The 17838-nt window shown below is 38.0% G+C and carries 17 protein-coding genes; 15 read left to right on the top strand and 2 right to left on the bottom strand.

All coding sequences use genetic code 11. The features are described from left to right. The first annotated feature begins 63 nt into the window (after positions 1–63). Positions 64–474 (top strand): Asp23/Gls24 family envelope stress response protein, encoded by a 411-nt coding sequence (locus I5435_RS14100; protein WP_024361182.1) that lies wholly within the window; start codon positions 64–66, stop codon positions 472–474. Between the two features lie 72 nt (positions 475–546). On the opposite strand, the gene I5435_RS14095 is transcribed toward I5435_RS14100, so the two are convergent. After that, the gene (locus tag I5435_RS14095) at positions 547–1716 is read right to left on the bottom strand and encodes an MFS transporter (protein WP_024361181.1); all 1170 of its coding nucleotides are present in this window, start codon (positions 1714–1716) and stop codon (positions 547–549) included. Between the two features lie 186 nt (positions 1717–1902). Further along, positions 1903–2745, bottom strand: a complete 843-nt coding sequence (locus I5435_RS14090) for a MerR family transcriptional regulator (RefSeq protein ID WP_024361180.1) — start codon at positions 2743–2745, stop codon at positions 1903–1905. Between the two features lie 328 nt (positions 2746–3073). Between I5435_RS14090 and nusB the strand changes: the two genes are divergently transcribed. From nusB to I5435_RS14020, 14 genes are all read left to right on the top strand, one after another. Beyond that, positions 3074–3454, top strand: coding sequence for a transcription antitermination factor NusB (gene nusB / locus I5435_RS14085; RefSeq protein WP_024361179.1), 381 nt, complete (start codon positions 3074–3076; stop codon positions 3452–3454). Positions 3455–3488: 34 nt separating this feature from the next. Further along, entirely contained in the window at positions 3489–4352 is an 864-nt protein-coding gene (gene folD, locus I5435_RS14080; protein ID WP_337982464.1) for a bifunctional methylenetetrahydrofolate dehydrogenase/methenyltetrahydrofolate cyclohydrolase FolD, read from the top strand. A gap of 304 nt (positions 4353–4656) precedes the next feature. Continuing rightward, positions 4657–6009, top strand: coding sequence for an exodeoxyribonuclease VII large subunit (xseA, locus tag I5435_RS14075; RefSeq protein ID WP_025219922.1), 1353 nt, complete (start codon positions 4657–4659; stop codon positions 6007–6009). Between the two features lie 2 nt (positions 6010–6011). Next, positions 6012–6245 (top strand): exodeoxyribonuclease VII small subunit, encoded by a 234-nt coding sequence (gene xseB, locus I5435_RS14070; protein WP_024361176.1) that lies wholly within the window; start codon positions 6012–6014, stop codon positions 6243–6245. 5 nt (positions 6246–6250) lie between these two features. Further along, complete coding sequence (locus I5435_RS14065) at positions 6251–7132, top strand: polyprenyl synthetase family protein (RefSeq protein ID WP_024361175.1); 882 nt, start codon at positions 6251–6253, stop codon at positions 7130–7132. Between the two features lie 163 nt (positions 7133–7295). Next, positions 7296–9197: a 1-deoxy-D-xylulose-5-phosphate synthase gene (gene dxs, locus I5435_RS14060; RefSeq protein WP_024361174.1), complete on the top strand. Its 1902-nt coding sequence runs from the start codon at positions 7296–7298 to the stop codon at positions 9195–9197. Further along, positions 9197–10015 (top strand): TlyA family RNA methyltransferase, encoded by an 819-nt coding sequence (locus tag I5435_RS14055; protein WP_108029719.1) that lies wholly within the window; start codon positions 9197–9199, stop codon positions 10013–10015. Before dxs ends, I5435_RS14055 begins: the two co-directional genes overlap by 1 nt. 101 nt (positions 10016–10116) lie before the next feature. Beyond that, positions 10117–10566: a transcriptional regulator AhrC/ArgR gene (gene ahrC / locus I5435_RS14050; protein ID WP_024361172.1), complete on the top strand. Its 450-nt coding sequence runs from the start codon at positions 10117–10119 to the stop codon at positions 10564–10566. Positions 10567–10684: 118 nt separating this feature from the next. Then, complete coding sequence (gene recN / locus I5435_RS14045) at positions 10685–12376, top strand: DNA repair protein RecN (protein WP_337982463.1); 1692 nt, start codon at positions 10685–10687, stop codon at positions 12374–12376. 127 nt (positions 12377–12503) lie between these two features. Next, the gene (locus I5435_RS14040) at positions 12504–13451 is read left to right on the top strand and encodes a SpoIVB peptidase S55 domain-containing protein (RefSeq protein WP_024361170.1); all 948 of its coding nucleotides are present in this window, start codon (positions 12504–12506) and stop codon (positions 13449–13451) included. Positions 13452–13806: 355 nt separating this feature from the next. Beyond that, a complete protein-coding gene (gene spo0A / locus I5435_RS14035) occupies positions 13807–14598 on the top strand; it encodes a sporulation transcription factor Spo0A (protein WP_024361169.1) in 792 nt (263 codons plus the stop codon). Between the two features lie 341 nt (positions 14599–14939). Further along, on the top strand, positions 14940–16064 hold the full coding sequence (locus I5435_RS14030) for an ABC transporter ATP-binding protein (protein WP_337982462.1): 1125 nt from the start codon (positions 14940–14942) through the stop codon (positions 16062–16064). 41 nt (positions 16065–16105) lie between these two features. Next, complete coding sequence (locus tag I5435_RS14025) at positions 16106–16999, top strand: carbohydrate ABC transporter permease (protein WP_258842107.1); 894 nt, start codon at positions 16106–16108, stop codon at positions 16997–16999. After that, a complete protein-coding gene (locus I5435_RS14020; RefSeq protein ID WP_108030031.1) occupies positions 16996–17811 on the top strand; it encodes a carbohydrate ABC transporter permease in 816 nt (271 codons plus the stop codon). The genes I5435_RS14025 and I5435_RS14020 overlap by 4 nt, the downstream gene beginning before the upstream one ends. Positions 17812–17838 lie beyond the last annotated feature (27 nt).

The raw sequence follows: 17838 nt of genomic DNA, 5'->3' as shown, positions 1-17838 counted from the left end.
ATAGTATAATAAGCATAACAACAGCATTTGCTTGCGATGTGTAAGGGAAAGGATGATATTTGTATGGCAGAGAAAGTAGGACAATCTTTCGTACAACCAACACCTTCTGGTAAAGAAGAGCTTGGGAAAATTGAAGTAGCTGCAGAAGTAATTGAAATTGTAGCTGGAATCGCAGTAAACGAGGTAGAGGGTATCGCAGCAACGCGTGGTAATATAGCAACTGGCGTCGTTGAACGCTTCGGTAAGAAAGTACACAATAAGGGCATAAAATCTGGTGTAACAGAACATGGGAAAATTACCATTGATGTATTTTGTTCTGTAAAATATGGCTATTCAATTCCGAAAGTGGCAAAGGATGTACAAACGCAAATTCGCCAAGCAATTTTAAATATGACTGCACTTGAAACAGCAGAGGTGAATGTCCATATTACAGGTATTCACTTCGAAAAAGAGGAAACAGTAGTACCAGAATAAAAAAAGAGGAGCTGCCATCTTGGTGATATTTCACCATAGAAGGCAACTCCTTTTTAAATTGGTTAAAAGGTTTTATAGCGCGATATCTTTTGGTTTCTTCCAGAACAGTGCAAGTATTACGCCGAAAACTAACACGATGGTAGCAAAGTAATAAGGATAATTTAAGTCAATGTCGAATAATATTCCCCCAATAATTGGTCCGAATATATTTCCGAGACTTGTAAACATAGAGTTCATGCCCCCGACAAAGCCCTGCTCATTTCCTGCAATTTTTGATAAATAGGACGTAACAGCAGGACGAATTAAATCGAAGCCGACAAAAATAAAGAATGTCACAAATAATATTGCGAAATAATGATTAACGATTGTCATGGCAAAAGTCAGCGTGGCAGACAGAATGAGGGAGTATCGAATAACATTAATCTCGCCCATTTTCTTCGTAAGCCAGTCAAACAATAGTAATTGGGCAATGGCACCAATAATACCACTACCGGTAATGATAATAGCAATATCAGATGGTGTAAATGCAAATTTATGATCAACGAATAAACTAAAGAGTGACTCGAATGCTGCAAGACCAAATGAAAGGACAAAAATAAGCACAAATGCAATGAAATACAAAGGGCTAAAAATTCGTTTCGCACTGCTGAAAATAGAAGATGCGGCTTCTGTATCATCCGTAGCACGTGTCGGTTCTTTTAAAAATGTGAGCGATAATAACGCTGCTACGAAACCGAGAACACCGGCAGCGAAGAAAGGTAAACGTGTACCGTATTCTGCTAAAAATCCACCGAGCCCTGGTCCTATAATAAAGCCAGTACTAATAGCTGCACTCATATAGCCAAGTGCTTTCGGACGTTGCGCCATTGTTGTAATATCAGCAATAAATGCTGTTACTGCGGGCATAATAAAAGCAGCACTTACACCACCAAGCATGCGCGATAAAAATAAAATTTCAATGGAACGGCCCATCCCAAATAATAGCTCTGAAAGGCCAAAAATAAATAGACCAACAACAATCATGATTTTTCGGCCAATACGGTCCACCAGTTTCCCTGCAATTGGCGATACAATGAGTTGTGTTATGGCAAATGCTGCCACCATATAGCCAACGACAGAGCCTGTAATATTAAGCTCGTTCATAATAGTTGGTAATACCGGGATAACCAATCCTATTCCTAAAAAGGCGATAAAGAGATTGGCTAATAAAATAGTTAATGTTATAGCTTGATTCTTGTTCATTTTTCTCTCCTTCAACAGTTCACGATACACGAGATTCATAATCTACTAGAATATTTTCCATCTAATACAATAAACCCTATAGTTACTATAGGGTCAAAAGATTTGTTTTTATTTTTTTAGTGTGGAAGTAAAACGGCATAGTTATGTAATGCACTAGAATTATTCTTATTACAATGAGGAAGGTGATTAAAGCGTCGTACTTTGTCTGATTTTTAATTCTACAATAAACTTCTTTTCCTGCTCATCAGTTAAGGTTGCGGGCATATATAATTCGTAAACGGTGGATTCAAATGCTGTTTGTTGCGCATCTACATATTTTTTAAGTTTTTCGTAAAAGGAAAAATACGTATCGGGGTGATAAATAAAAGCAATGCAAGCATACTTACCTGCTGGTACAATGGTTTGTTTCATATTCGTTGTCAGTTTAGAAAATCTACGTTCCGTTAATAGTGGAGTGAAAATCGCATCATAAAAAATGTCATTTACATCTTTGTAATGAGCGAGCGGATAAATACATCCATAGCGACTATTTAAGACACTTCCTTCATTCTCGATAATTTTTGTTAAAATGCTGTAGTATGTATTGGTGCTAGAAGTGGGTGTCAGTTCAGTCGTAGTCACTTGTAATATTGGCATTTCTTCTTCAAAACGCGTGTAAACTTCGCCGAAGATGGGGATGTCAATTTGCTCTTGCATTTGCTTTTTTGTTTTCAACAGCGTGTATCTTACTTCATTCAGACGTGAAATTTTTTCTTCCAACCGTTGTTCTTGTTGTTCTAAAAAAACAAGCAGCTCTTCAGGCGTTAGCATAAGCGCCTTTTTAATGTCTTCAAGTGATGTCCCGATATATTTTAGTGACTTAATGATATCTAAGTAAAAAATCTGACTGTCTTTATAATAGCGGTAATTGCTAGCGGAATCAGTATAAGCAGGCTTAAACAAGTCAATTTGGTCGTAGTAACGAAGGGTCTGCACAGAAAGGTTTGCTAATTTTGCAACTTCCCCGATTGTATAATAATGTTCTTTCATCTGTTTTCCTCCACTAGTAAAAAATGTTGCGTTTGTGTCAAACTCCCGCTAAAGAAAGTGTATTTTTTTATTATAGCATTCAGCAAAGAAATGGCTCGATAAGATTGCATCCTATTATAAAAAGTTTCCGTTATATATTGTAAGAAGGTCCACAAGTTAAAAATAAGGTAGCACTACATTTTTAACATTTCAACAAATTAGAAGTTAAAATAAGTAGAAAGTTGCTTGAAAAAGGTTTCAGATTATTGAAAACTTGCTTGAATCCGTGTTTCTCGTACGAATTTATGCTATTATAAACCTTAATGCCACTTAAGAAGGAGAGCTTTACATGAAACGACATGAAGCACGTGAAAAAGCGTTGCAAGTTTTGTTTCAGCTAGACAATACAGATCTTACAGTCGAAGAAGCAAAAGCACATATTAAAGGTCAACCGACAAATGCTTTCTACGAAAAGATTGTAAATGGAACAGCTGAACATTTAGAGGAAATTGATGCGGCATTAACGCAGCATCTAGAAAAGTGGTCACTTGCCCGTCTGCCAAAAATTGAGAGAACAGTTTTACGACTAGCTGTATACGAGCTTTTATACATGCAAGAAACACCAAAAAGAGTAGTACTTAATGAAGCAATCGAGTTATGCAAAACATTTGGAGACGATAAATCGTCAAAATTTGTTAATGGCGTACTTTCTAAATTTACAGAACAATAAAAATGTGTTGAATTGGAAGGAGTAACTAAGGTTTATGTCAAGTGCAATTATTAATGGTAAAGAGATTGGTCAAGAAATTCGTAGTTCAGTAGCCGAGCGAGTAGCTCTTTTAAAGGAGCAAGGTTTAATTCCAGGCTTAGCGGTTGTTCTAGTTGGGGACAACCAAGCTTCAGCTACATATGTGAGAAATAAGCAAAAATCTTGTGAAGCAATTGGGATGTTTTCAGAGTTAATTAAACTGCCAGAGGAAACGACACAAGAAGAGCTGTTAGGGCAAATTGAATGTTTAAATAATCGTGAAGATATTCACGGGATTTTAGTACAATTACCACTGCCTAAACATATTGATGAGGACACAGTTATTGCGACAATCGCTGTTGAAAAAGACGTAGATGGCTTCTCGCCAGTTAGCGTTGGGAAAATGATGCTTGGCCAGGAAACATTTTTACCATGTACTCCGTTTGGCGTGATGAAGCTTCTTGAATATTCAGGAATTGAAATCGCTGGAAAGCATGCAGTCATTGTAGGTAGAAGTCATATTGTAGGGAAACCAATGGGACAACTATTGCTACAAAAAGATGCGACGGTGACATACACGCATTCAAAAACACCAGATTTACCTTCATTCACAAAACAAGCGGATATTTTAATTGCAGCGGTGGGGCGTGCGAACTTTATTACAAAAGAGCATGTGAAAGAAGGTGCTGTTGTTATTGATGTCGGCATTAACCGCGATGAAAACAACAAGCTATGCGGGGACGTAAACTTTGCAGAGGTTGACGGTATCGCATCTCACATTACACCAGTTCCAGGCGGTGTCGGCCCGATGACAATCACGATGTTACTCTTCAACACAGTGCAAGCGGCAGAAACAAAGCTTGCGAATAAAATGAAGTAATTACTTACAATAGAATTTCGTTTGCTTAGAGAGCCATCTCATTACTTTTGAGGTGGCTCTCTTTTTGCAAGTACATCGTGTGCGGATAAAATATTGCAAGAATCGCCACTAAAAAGGACACATAGTAGCCACTTTCATCCGAGCCAAGTTTGGAATAAATATGTTACAGTAATGTTTTAAAATAGGATGAAAGACAGACGTTTTTTCTCGTGAAACTGTATTTTTACACGTCAGGGGCGACAAAAAATGTTATGATAAGTGTAGTTTTGTGAAAAACTTGATTTTAGTAAAGGAGCCGAAAATAATGTCATCAGCTTCTTATTTAACTGTAAAAGCGTTAACGAAATATATTAAACGAAAATTCGATGCAGATCCACATCTTCGCGAAGTTTATGTCAAAGGGGAATTATCGAATGTTAAAGTACACCAATCTGGGCATATTTACTTTACGTTAAAGGATGATGGCGCACGGATTGCAGCTACGATGTTTAAAACTGCAGCAACAAAATTAGCATTCGAGCCTAAAGAGGGTATGCAAGTATTTATCCGAGGAGATGTAAACGTTTACGAAGGCTATGGTACATATCAATTATATGTGCAGGAAATGCAACCAGATGGAATCGGAAGCCTGTTTGTTGCTTTTAATCAACTGAAAGAACAGCTTCAAAAAGAAGGGCTTTTTAAACCAGAATGGAAACAGCCAATTCCAAAGTTTCCTGAAAAAATAGGTGTTTTAACATCCACTACCGGAGCCGCAATTCGAGATATTTGTACAACCTTAAAGCGACGGTATCCGCTTGCTGAAATTCTCATTTATCCGACCCTTGTACAAGGGGCACAAGCAGCACCAAGCATCGTACACAATATTGAACGCGCTAATCAAGATGCTGTTTGTGACGTCTTGTTAGTAGGACGGGGTGGAGGATCAATTGAAGATTTATGGGCGTTTAATGAGGAAGCTGTAGCACGTGCTATTTTTGATAGTCGGATTCCAATTATTAGCGCAGTAGGGCACGAAACGGATACGACGATTGCCGATTATGTAGCAGATTTACGTGCACCAACGCCGACTGCTGCTGCTGAAATGGCAGTTCCTGACCAGCAAGAATTGTATCAACGAGTGTTGACTCAAAAATCGCAGCTTCACCAAATCGTGAGGGCGCAACTTATAACGGAGCGACAACGTCTAAATAAGCTACAACAGTCCTATCCTTTATCGATGCCAGAAAGATTGTATCGTCCGTTTACCGAACGGCTAGCACAGCTTGAAACAACTTTACAAAAAGCGATGCAAGTAGATTTGATGAAAAAAGAAGCACAACTTCAAAAATTGCATAGCGCAGTAGAGCAGCAATCACCAAAAAAAGCGCTCGTTTTTCATCAAAGGGAATTAGAACAGCGCATTCAACAGCTAACACGTTCTGCAACACATTACGTAACAAAGCAAAAACAACAATTTGAGGCATCTGTAAGAACACTCGAAGCATTAAATCCGCTTGCTATTTTAACAAGAGGATTCACAGTCGCATATAAAGATGACAAAGTGTTGAAATCGTCTACTGACTTAAAGCGGCAAGATCAACTAACATTGGCCTTCCACGATGGGAAAGTAATAGCCGAAGTGACAAATGTCTTGCCAAATAGTAAGGAGGAATAGCAATGGCGAAGAAACAACAAACATTCGCAGAAGCAATGACGGCACTTGAAGAAATAGTCCGCCAATTAGAGCAGGGTGATGTGCCATTAGAAAATGCTATTGATTTATATAAGCAGGGCATGGAGCTTTCACAGTTTTGCCATAGTAAACTACAGCATGCCGAGGAACAGTTAATTTCAATTGTTCAAGAAACAGGCGAAACAACAGTATTTGATCCGCTAAAGGGAGAGAACTAGTTAAAATGAACGAACAATTAAAACATTTTATTCAGAGCAACACACCACAAGTGGAGGCTGAGATGTTTGCACTTGTTGAGAAAATTGACGCACCAGCTCATTTAAAAGAGTCGATGCTATATTCATTAAAGGCAGGGGGCAAACGTATTCGCCCACTGTTTGTATTAGCAGTTTTAGAAATCTACGGTAAAGACCTAAAAGCAGGGCTTACAGTCGGTGCTGTTATTGAAATGATTCATACGTATTCTTTAATTCACGATGATTTACCGAGCATGGATAACGATGATTTCCGTCGTGGCAAACCAACTAACCATAAAGTGTTTGGTGATGCCCTTGCAACACTTGCAGGCGATGCGTTAAATACGCTAGCGTTTGGCATTTTAGCGCGCATGGATCTTTCAGCGGAGCAACGAATAGAACTTGTCAATCTTCTAAGCGTAGCAGCAGGTGCTGAAGGGATGGTTGGCGGTCAAGTGCTCGATATGGAAGGTGAGCAACGTCAACTAAGCCTAACGGAACTAGAACATGTACATGTCAATAAAACAGGTGCACTTTTACGATTTAGTATTGAATCGGGTGCAGTATTAGCCAATGCTTCGCAAGAAGACCGTGCTACTTTAAAAGAATATGCGCATCATATTGGGCTGGCATTCCAAATCCAAGACGACATTTTAGATATTGAAGGCACAACAGAGGAATTAGGCAAAACAGCAGGGAAGGATGTAGCGAGCGATAAAAGCACATATCCTGCATTACTAACGTTAGCTGGAGCCAAAGAAAAACTTGCTGACCATTATCAGCTAGCTATTGCAGCACTGGATAACTTACAAGTAGATGTCAGCTTACTGCGTGAGTTTGCGGCCTATATTGTTCATCGTAAAAACTAAGAGAAAAAATGGGCGTTAAAGGGAAAGAATATGCTAGAATAGGTGAGGACGTTTGCCAAGAGGCAAACAATAAGTGTTCGTACTTTTAGCATATGGATAACACTGTTATAATGGTGGAAACACGATTGCGGTGAATAATTTATTGAAAAGGTGTGTGAGAAAGGTGGATTTAAACAAGATTTCTAGTCCATCCTTTTTAAAAAACTTAGATAAGAGAGAGCTTGAACAACTTGCAAAAGAAATTCGAACTTTCTTAATTGAAAAATGTTCTGTCACAGGTGGTCATATCGGACCGAACCTGGGTGTTGTGGAGCTGACAATTATGCTTCATAAAATGTTTGACAGTCCAAAAGATAAGTTTTTATGGGATGTTGGCCACCAAGCTTACGTGCATAAAATTTTGACAGGTCGTGCGAGTCAATTTGACACTTTGCGTCAGTTCAAAGGGCTTTGTGGTTTTCCAAAGCTTGTGGAGAGTGAACATGATGAATGGGAAACGGGTCATAGCTCGACATCGTTGTCAGCAGCCATGGGTATGGCAGCAGCACGTGATATTAAAAACGAAAAAAACTTCGTCGTACCGATTATTGGGGACGGAGCTTTAACTGGCGGTATGGCGCTTGAGGCATTAAATCATATAGGGCATGCAAAAACTAATATGATTGTCATCTTAAATGACAACGAAATGTCCATAGCACCGAATGTTGGCGCATTACACAACGTATTAGGTCGCTTACGAACTGCCAAAGAATATTCAAAAGCCAAAGAAGAATTAGAATCGTTAATTAATAAAATTCCGGTTTTAGGTGGGAAGCTAGCTTCAACTGCTGAACGCTTGAAAGACAGTTTGAAATATCTAGTCGTTTCTGGTGTCTTCTTTGAGGAATTAGGCTTTAAATATTTAGGGCCAATTGATGGTCACGACTTTGAGGCGCTTGAAACGACTTTATCCTATGCTAAAAAAGTAAAAGGCCCAGTGCTTGTGCATGTCATTACGAAAAAAGGAAAAGGCTACAAACCAGCAGAAGACGATACAATCGGGAATTGGCATGGGACAGGGCCATATAAAATGGAGACCGGTGCCTTTGTTAAATCTGAAACAAAAGGTCCTGCGTGGAGTAGTTTAATCGCTGAAACTGTTCGTAAAATTGCACATGAAGATGAACGCATTGTGACGATTACGCCAGCGATGCCTGTTGGCTCAAAATTGCAAGGGATTCAAAAAGACTTTCCTAAACGCTTTTTTGATGTCGGCATAGCTGAACAACATGCCGCAACGATGGCTGCAGGTCTTGCTACTCAAAAAATGAAGCCGTTTTTAGCGATTTATTCAACGTTTTTACAGCGTGCATATGACCAAGTTCTACATGATATTGCGCGTCCAAATTTAAACGTTTTCATTGGGATTGATCGTGCTGGCTTAGTTGGTGCAGATGGTGAAACACACCAAGGCGTCTTTGATATAGCATTCCTTCGACATATTCCCAATATGACGATTATGATGCCAAAGGATGAGAATGAAGGTCAACATATGGTGAAAACAGCCATTGATTATAACGGCGGACCGATTGCCCTTCGTTATCCACGTGGAAATGGGATAGGCGTCCCACTCGATGAGGAGCTTATGGCTTTACCAATAGGTAGTTGGGAAGTGCTGCGTGAGGGGAAAGATGCGACGATATTAACATTCGGCACAACTATTCCAATGGCAATGGAAGCAGCGCATATGCTCGCGCAACAAGGCGTAGAAATTGAAGTGGTGAATGCTCGCTTTATTAAGCCGATGGATGAGGACATGCTGCATCGTATATTTACTAGCAATAAACCAGTGCTAACGATTGAAGAAGCGGTATTACAGGGGGGCTTTGGTAGTGGCGTCTTAGAATTTGCGCACGACCATAGTTATTTCACTGCAATCATTGATCGAATGGGTATTCCAGATCAATTTATTGAGCATGGAAACGTAGACCAACTGCTAGCGGAAATCCATATGACAGCAGAAGATACAGTAGCACGTATGCAAGTGTTACTACAACAAAAACAGCAAGTAGGTTTGAACAAATAATGACAAAACAACCGAAAGAACGTGTAGACATTTTACTTGTAGAGCGTGGGCTCTGTGAGACGCGCGAGAAGGCAAAACGGTCCATTATGGCGGGTCTTGTCTTTTCTAATGAAATACGCATCGACAAAGCAGGAGAAAAAATTGCAATCGATGCACCGCTGCAAGTAAAAGGGTCAGATTTAAAATATGTGAGCCGTGGTGGCTTGAAACTAGAAAAAGCTTTGCAAATTTTTGATATGTCTGTAGAGGGGAAGCTGATGCTTGATATCGGCTCCTCTACAGGTGGTTTTACAGATTGTGCATTACAAAATGGTGCGCGACATTGTTATGCCTTAGATGTTGGCTCCAATCAGCTTGCGTGGAAAATTCGTTCAGATGAACGTGTAACAGTTATGGAAAAAACGAATTTCCGCTATACAACAGCGGCAGATTTAACGGAAGGTTTACCAGAGTTTGCTACAATCGATGTGAGCTTTATTTCACTATCATTGATTTTACCGGTACTAAAAACGGTTTTAATGCCAGGTGGTGATGTCATGGCACTTGTTAAACCACAGTTTGAAGCAGGTAAAGAGAATGTTGGTAAAAAGGGTATCGTCCGTGATAAAAAAGTCCATCTCGATGTTCTAGAAAAAACCGCTGCTATGGCAACAAAAGTCGGCTTTGTTGTGAAGGATGCTTCTTTTTCGCCGATTACTGGCGGTGAGGGGAATATTGAATTTTTATTCCATTTAGTGAATCCTATAGGGGATGAAAGTATTCCACCATATACAGCTTTTAATGCACTCGTTGAAGAAGCGCATAGTGCACTAAAATAACACGTGCTCATTAAGTAGAGCCGTGTTTTTTCTTGTGCTTTTATGCTGAAAATGGTAGTGTAATTATACAAATATTTAACTATTTATAAGAGGTGAACGATATGAATAAAGGGCAAAGACATATACGGATTCGTGATATTATTGCAAATCATGAAATTGAAACACAAGATGATTTAGTCGATTTTTTAAAGGATGCAGGCTATAATGTGACACAAGCAACGGTCTCACGTGATATTAAAGAACTGCACTTAGTAAAAGTACCTTTGCAGGATGGACGCTATAAATATAGCTTACCCGCAGACCAACGATTCAATCCAGTACAAAAATTACATCGTGCATTAGCGGATGCTTTTGTGAGCATTGACGGAGCATCCCATTTCTTAGTAATGAAAGCACTCCCAGGTAATGCAAATGCTATTGCGTCATTACTGGATCATTTAGATTGGCCTGAAATTTTAGGTACGATTTCAGGGGATGATACTATTTTAATTATTTGTCGCGATGAAGCCGAGCGAGAAAATACAAAAAATCGCTTATTGGACATGCTATAAGAAAGAAACAAAAATCCAAAGGTTAACAGTTGCTTGCCTGTTTTAAAAAAAGCGGTCATTTTGCATCTGATAGCACGAGATATAATAGCAGTTGAATTTAATTCAGAGGTGACAATTTGTGTTAAGAGAGCTTAGTATTCGAAATTTTGCCATCATCGAGGATTTAACGGTTAGTTTTTCGGATGGTTTAACTGTACTAACAGGAGAAACTGGTGCTGGGAAATCCATTATTATTGATGCGGTACATTTACTTGCTGGTGGTAGAGGCAATTCAGAATTTATTCGTCATGGTGCTAAAAAAGCAGAGTTAGGCGGGTTGTTTCAAATTTCAAGCACTGCACATCCTGTATATAAGAAATTGGAGGAAGCAGGCATTGAAATAGAAGAAGATTCTATTATTTTACGCCGCGATTTAAATGACTCTGGTAAAAGTGTTTGTCGGGTAAATGGCAAATTGGTCCCTTTATCGGTTTTACGAGATATTGGTGCAAGTTTAATTGATATACATGGTCAACATGAAAATCAAGAACTAATGGATGAAAAACAACATATTCATTTATTGGATCAATTTGCAGAAGAGCAACTATCACCGATTCTTGAACAATACAGTATTCAATATAACGAATATCGGGCATTAAAAAAAGAATTAGCCACCATTTCTATTGATGAGCAGTTAATGGCGCAACGCATTGATTTGTACCAATTCCAAATGAAAGAATTGGAAGATGCAAATTTAAAGCTTGGTGAAGAAGATGAGCTGTTAGATGAACGTCGTCGTCTAATGAATTTTAATAAAATTTTCGAACGTTCGAGTGCTGCCTATGAAGCAATTCAGGGAGAGACAAAAGGGCTTGACTGGATCGGTACAGCGATGGGCGCATTAGATGATGCGGCGGTCATCGATGAACAGTTTAAAGAGGCATCTGAGTCGGTAACAACTGCTTTTTACGCTTTACAGGATGCTGCCTATCAGGTAAAAAATGTATTAGATGAGTTAGAATTCGATCCTGCGCGATTAAATGAAGTGGAGCAACGCTTGGCACTTTTCCAAAACTTAAAGCGCAAATACGGCTCCACTGTTGAAGAAATGCTCGCCTATTATGAGAAGATTAAAACAGAGCTTAGTGAGCTTTTGAATCGTGATGAAATATTACAATTAAAAGAACGAAAAGTACTTGAAATGGAAGTAGTATTAAGTGAATTTGCTGTAAAACTTTCGCATGTTCGAAAAGCAGCAGCCAATGATTTAAGCGAGGCTATTATGGCAGAGCTACGTGAATTACATATGGAAAAAGCAAAATTTATTGTAAATTTTGATGCTTTACCTTACTTTGATGTCAATGGTAAAGACCAAGTGATCTTTTATATTTCAACGAATGTCGGGGAACCACCGAAATCTTTACCGAAAATTGCTTCTGGTGGGGAATTGTCGCGTATGATGTTAGCATTAAAAACGATTTTTTCTTCTTCCAATGGTGTAACATCCATTATTTTTGACGAAGTGGATACTGGCGTAAGCGGTCGCGTAGCGCAAGCAATCGCTGAAAAAATTGCAGCTATTTCTGTTAATTCTCAAGTTTTGTGTATTTCGCATTTACCTCAAGTGGCGGCGATGGCTGACCATCATTACTTCATTAAAAAAGAGGTTGAACATGATCGGACATTTACTTCTTTAGCAGAAATCGATACAGATGCTCGTATTGAAGAAGTGAGCAGAATGATGTCAGGTGCAGAAATTACCGATTTAACTTTACAGCATGCGACAGAATTGTTAAAGATGGCAAACGAACGAAAAAAACAAATGCGCTAAATTAATAAGAAAATCCAGAGGCAATCCAATGTTTCTGGGTTTTTTTCATTTTGCACAAATATTTACCGCTTATAAGAACCGCACAACAACACATAGTATAAAGACAAAATTCAAAAGGAGGTGTCGTATGAATCGTCGTTGGCGTCAATTTGTCATTTTGCCTATGCTCATCGTTTTGTTATTTATGCCCATTCAGGCTTTTGCGGCCAAAAAATTAATACCGATGGGTGAAGCAATTGGAATTCAGCTTCAATTATCACATGTCTTTGTTGCGCATGATGTGTTATTAGCTTCCAATCAGTGGATGAAAGGAGGCGCCGTTATCGAAAAAATAAATGATACAACGGTAAAAACACTTGCTGATGCCAAGCAAGCCATTGCTCGCCATGGGCAACAAAAATGGACGATAAAAAGTGAAGGTAAAGCATTAACAGTTGACTTACAAAAGCAAGAAGCAGAACATGTCATCTCTTTTTTAAAGGATGAAACAGATGGAGTAGGGACATTGACATACATTGATCCAGAGACATTAAATTACGGAGCATTAGGCCACCAGATTGTCGACTCAACTCTCCAAGAAGCACCTGTCTTCCGAGCAGGCTCCATTTTCTTAGCATCCATTCATCAAATCCGTAAAAGCCTACCTGGTCAACCCGGCTATAAAATTTCCTCCATTGAAAAACATCAGGAACGATTAGGGAGTATTGATAAAAATACGGTTTATGGAATTTTTGGCCGATGGGAAGATAGCTATCAACAAAGATTGCCCAAAGCCATCGAAATTATGCATGCAAAAGATATAAAATTGGGGAAGGCTGAAATTTATACAGCTATTGAAGGAAGTAAAGTCGAAACATTTTCCATTGAAATTACAAAAGTTGAAAATGAACGGCTTGAATTTATCGTTTCTGACGAAAAGCTTATTGAAAAAACAGGTGGCATTTTACAAGGTATGAGTGGTAGTCCCATCATACAAGATGGTCGTTTCGTTGGTGCTGTCACACATATGTTTGTTGAGGAACCGAAAAAAGGGGCTGCTATTACAGTGGCAGAAATGTTAAGAAAATCTTCATGAATTGGATGGAGCTGCCTCTGGTAGCTCCGTTCTTTCATGGGTAAAATAGTATATTTTAGCTCTTTACCCAAGTATTTCATGGTTTTTGTGAACACTTTAGCGATACTTAAAAAAAAGTGTAGTTTTATCAGCATTTTTTCACTAAAATAAGTGATAAGTGTATTCGACAATTTGCTGTTAAGTATCGTAACTTGTCGAGAAAAAAAGAAAGTATCGGACTACATACTCATTTTTGGAAATTGAAAAGGTTTTTAACCCAAAAATGTCGAAAATTCCACAGTGTGTCAAAAAGACATTAGGGGTAACGGTTTTATGCTTTGAACAGTCAAAGCAAAGTCCAGAAGGAGGAATGGAAATGACAAAGGTAAAAGTGGCGATAGCAGATGATAATCGAGAATTATTAAAAACAATGGAGCATTATTTTCAAGGACATCCCGAAATTGAAATAATTGCAACGGCCTCGAATGGGAAAGTATGTCTTCAAATGCTTGAAGAATACACACCTGATATTTTATTACTGGATATAATTATGCCTCATCTAGATGGATTAGCAGTATTGGAAGCGATGTATCAAAATGATCGTATGTCTTCGATACAAGTCATTATGCTCACAGCATTTGGTCAAGAAGATGTAATGAAACAGGCAGTGGATTTAGGAGCATCGTACTTTATGCTAAAACCATTTGAATTCGACCAGCTTGTCCAAAAAATATTACATTGTGCTGGCCAAAAGGCTTCTATACCGAAAAAGGCGAGTGTATTACAGCCGACAACTCCTCAAAAATTAAATCAGCATCAGCTTGATAGCACCATTACAGCGATTATTAAAGAAATTGGCGTACCTGCTCATATTAAAGGTTACTCGTATTTACGGGAAGCGATACAAATGGTGTTTGAAGATATCGAGTTATTAGGGTCTGTGACGAAAATTCTTTATCCAGAAATAGCAAAGAAATTCAATACAACACCGTCACGTGTAGAACGTGCGATTCGTCATGCCATTGAAGTCGCATGGAATCGTGGCAATTACGAGTCCATTTCGTCGATGTTTGGCTACACCGTACACCACTTAAAGTCGAAGCCGACAAATAGCGAATTCATCGCCATGATTGCGGACAAGATTCGTATTGATATGATGGCGAGTTAATTAACAGTTATAACAGCTTACAGGACTTATTTAGAGAGATTTTTAATATTATAGCAACTAACTATTAGTGCATTACTAATTGATAAATTATTAAAATAAACTATAAACACATTCATTTCTGGGATATCCCATTTATGGAGGTGTTTTTTTTTTGCGAGATTTTGGCAAGAAACAAGTAATTAAAACGATACATATGCAAAAAAGACGTTTTCAGGCAGATTTATAAAAATATTAAGGCTTTATAAATAATGTTAATTTTTTGTTATAAATCTGCAGAAATCCTTATTTTTCGAAAAATATATGTTTTAAAATAATAGCGAGAAAAAATAAGGAGGTTAGAGATGAGCCATATTGAGTTAGTTAAGATTTCAAAGACGTACCAAAAAAAGCAAGCTGTATTGAATGAAATCAATTTAACAATTAACAAAGGTGAGTTCTTTGTCCTTGTTGGACCTTCTGGGTCTGGAAAGAGTACGTTACTTAGAATGATTGCAGGTCTTGAGGAAATTTCTGAAGGTATATTGAAAATGAACGGTAAAATAGTAAATCATATTCCACCAAAAGATCGGAATTTATCAATGGTTTTCCAAAATTATGCCTTATATCCGCATCTTTCTGTAGAACAAAACATTCTATTTGGTTTACAGGCAAAAAAAGTGAAGAAACAAGAGCGACAAAGAAGATTATATGAAGCCGCGGAAATGATGGGATTAATTGAATTGTTGGAACGTAAACCAAGAGAGTTATCCGGAGGTCAAAGGCAACGTGTAGCACTAGCGCGAGCGATTGTAAGTCAATCACCACTATGTTTAATGGATGAACCACTTTCAAATTTGGATGCAAAGTTGCGTGCGAATATGCGTGTGGAAATTCGTAGATTGCAAAAAAAGTTAGGAATGACAATGATTTATGTTACCCATGACCAAGTAGAAGCGATGACAATGGGAGACAGAATAATGGTCTTAAACGATGGGAAAATTCAACAAGTTGGAAAACCAATTACGCTTTATAACGAACCAGCTAATTTATTTGTAGCTTCTTTTATCGGTTCTCCAAAGATGAATTTGGGAAAAGCGATTCTTTCAGAAGAGGGCAAACAATTAGTAGTTGAAGGTCATCTTCATCTAGACATAAGTTCTTTATTTGGGGAGGAACTACCTACAAATAGACAGTTTACGATTGGCATTCGAGCTGAGCATCTACTGCCAGGAACAATTGAAAACACAAACTATCTTTTGGAAGCGGTGAATGTAGAACAATTAGGGAATGAAACATCAATAGCATTTGAAGTTGGTGCTGAGTTATGGACGGCTAGGTGGTCTGGACAATGGTTCATCAAAATAGGACAAAAAGTGCCAGTACAAATATTGCCAGAAAATCTATTATTCTTTGATTCGGTAACTGGCAATTTAATTCACTCAGTTTCTCAAGGTAGAGTACAAGAGGTTTTAACAACATGCGTATGACGAACACTACTAATAATACAAATAACAACCACCTTATAGAAATGGAGCAAGTTAAAAAGAAAATCCGAATGAACAATTTTTATAAAGGGATGTTGTTTTTATTACCTTCTATTATTCTGTTTAGTGTTTTCTTGTTTTATCCTCTGTTTCGGACCATCTATTTAAGCTTTTTCTTAACGAAAGCAAGCGGTGATACGACTATATTTGTTGGGCTCGAAAACTATGTGAATATGTTCGCCTCACCTCTTTTTTTGAAAAGCATGAAATCTACGTTTTTATTTGTCTTCTATACGGTGCCCACTACCATCATTATTAGTTTGTTCCTTGCTGTAATAGCCAATGAAAAACTTAAAGGAATTGGCTTCTTTCGAACGATTTTTTCCTCCACTATGGGAGTATCAGTTGCCGCAGCTTCTGTATTATGGTTGTATCTGTTTAATCCGACGATGGGGTTATTTAACCAAATACTCGATGTCTTTGGGTTTGAAGCAATTGGATGGCTAACAGATCCAAAATGGGCACTTCTTGCTGTCTCTGCTACAACAATTTGGATGAACATAGGTTTTACCTTTTTAATTTTATTTAGTGGGTTGCAATCGATTGATTCATCTTTATATGAAAGTGCTGAGATCGAAGGAGCAGGTTATTTCTATAAATTGCGTAGAATAACAATTCCAATGCTGTCACCCACGTTATTCTTTGTAATTACTGTAACAATTATTAATGCATTTCAATCGTTTGGGCAAATTGATATCTTAACACAGGGCGGACCAGTAAATGAAACGAATTTACTTGTTTACTCGATTTATCGAGAGGCTTTTGTAAATTATAGGTTTGGTTCAGCAAGTGCACAAGCCATTGTGCTGTTCATTTTAATCTTATTAATGACATTATTACAATTTAAGCTAGGTGAAAGGAAGGTACATTACCAATGACAATGTCTACCAGCAAAAAAGTCATTTTTTATGTCATTCTCATCCTTTCAGCTTTACTGTTAGCAGGACCTATGATTTTGGCATTTGTAATGAGCTTGATGACTAATCAAGATATTTTAACCGGTAGCATACCGACTGCACTCACCGTTGATAATTATAGTCGAGCATTTGAACGTACACCTTTACTTAGTTATTTAATAAATAGTTTATTAGTGTCAATTGTTATTATGCTGGGACAACTACTGTTATCAAGTTTAGCAGCTTATGCTTTTGTTTTTTTAGAGTTCAAAGGGAGAGATTTATTATTCTATATTTTTATTGCAACTTTAATGGTTCCTTTTGAGGTTTCGGTTATTCCTAATTTTCATTTAATCCGTGATTTAGATTGGATTGATTCTTATGCAGGGTTGACTATCCCTTTCTTTGCAACAGCTTTTGGAACCTTCTTGCTAAGACAAAACTTTAAACAAATACCTAAGGAATTAAGGGAGGCAAGTCAAATTGCCGGTATAGGTGATGTTAAATATTATCTAACAGTTGTATTACCAGTTGCAAAGTCTAGTTTAGTGACATTCGGGATATATGGATTTTTATCCTCGTGGAACATGTACTTATGGCCACTCTTAGCCACAACAAATGACAAGGTACGTACTGTACAAATCGGTTTGAAGCAATTACAGACCCAAGAGCAGGTAAATGAATGGGGTGTTATCATGGCAGGCGCAGTGATTGTTATTATTCCAACATTAATCTTATTGTTCTTTGGACAAAAGAAGCTTCAAAAAGGTTTAACGGAAGGTGCATTGAAGTAATCGAATTTATTTAAATCCAATAAAAGG

It is taken from the genome of Lysinibacillus sp. C5.1, assembly GCF_016350185.1.
GTDB classification, from domain to species: Bacteria; Bacillota; Bacilli; order Bacillales_A; family Planococcaceae; genus Lysinibacillus; species Lysinibacillus sphaericus.
This window is presented reverse-complemented; position numbering and strand designations above follow the sequence as displayed.

Coding starts and splice junctions, on each gene's coding strand:
- I5435_RS14100 (WP_024361182.1), top strand. CDS start 64: ATGGCAGAGAAAGTAGGACAATCTTTCGTACAACCAACACCTTCTGGT.
- I5435_RS14095 (WP_024361181.1), bottom strand. CDS start 1,716: ATGAACAAGAATCAAGCTATAACATTAACTATTTTATTAGCCAATCTC.
- I5435_RS14090 (WP_024361180.1), bottom strand. CDS start 2,745: ATGAAAGAACATTATTATACAATCGGGGAAGTTGCAAAATTAGCAAAC.
- nusB (WP_024361179.1), top strand. CDS start 3,074: ATGAAACGACATGAAGCACGTGAAAAAGCGTTGCAAGTTTTGTTTCAG.
- folD (WP_337982464.1), top strand. CDS start 3,489: ATGTCAAGTGCAATTATTAATGGTAAAGAGATTGGTCAAGAAATTCGT.
- xseA (WP_025219922.1), top strand. CDS start 4,657: ATGTCATCAGCTTCTTATTTAACTGTAAAAGCGTTAACGAAATATATT.
- xseB (WP_024361176.1), top strand. CDS start 6,012: ATGGCGAAGAAACAACAAACATTCGCAGAAGCAATGACGGCACTTGAA.
- I5435_RS14065 (WP_024361175.1), top strand. CDS start 6,251: ATGAACGAACAATTAAAACATTTTATTCAGAGCAACACACCACAAGTG.
- I5435_RS14055 (WP_108029719.1), top strand. CDS start 9,197: ATGACAAAACAACCGAAAGAACGTGTAGACATTTTACTTGTAGAGCGT.
- ahrC (WP_024361172.1), top strand. CDS start 10,117: ATGAATAAAGGGCAAAGACATATACGGATTCGTGATATTATTGCAAAT.
- I5435_RS14040 (WP_024361170.1), top strand. CDS start 12,504: ATGAATCGTCGTTGGCGTCAATTTGTCATTTTGCCTATGCTCATCGTT.
- spo0A (WP_024361169.1), top strand. CDS start 13,807: ATGACAAAGGTAAAAGTGGCGATAGCAGATGATAATCGAGAATTATTA.
- I5435_RS14030 (WP_337982462.1), top strand. CDS start 14,940: ATGAGCCATATTGAGTTAGTTAAGATTTCAAAGACGTACCAAAAAAAG.
- I5435_RS14025 (WP_258842107.1), top strand. CDS start 16,106: ATGGAGCAAGTTAAAAAGAAAATCCGAATGAACAATTTTTATAAAGGG.
- I5435_RS14020 (WP_108030031.1), top strand. CDS start 16,996: ATGACAATGTCTACCAGCAAAAAAGTCATTTTTTATGTCATTCTCATC.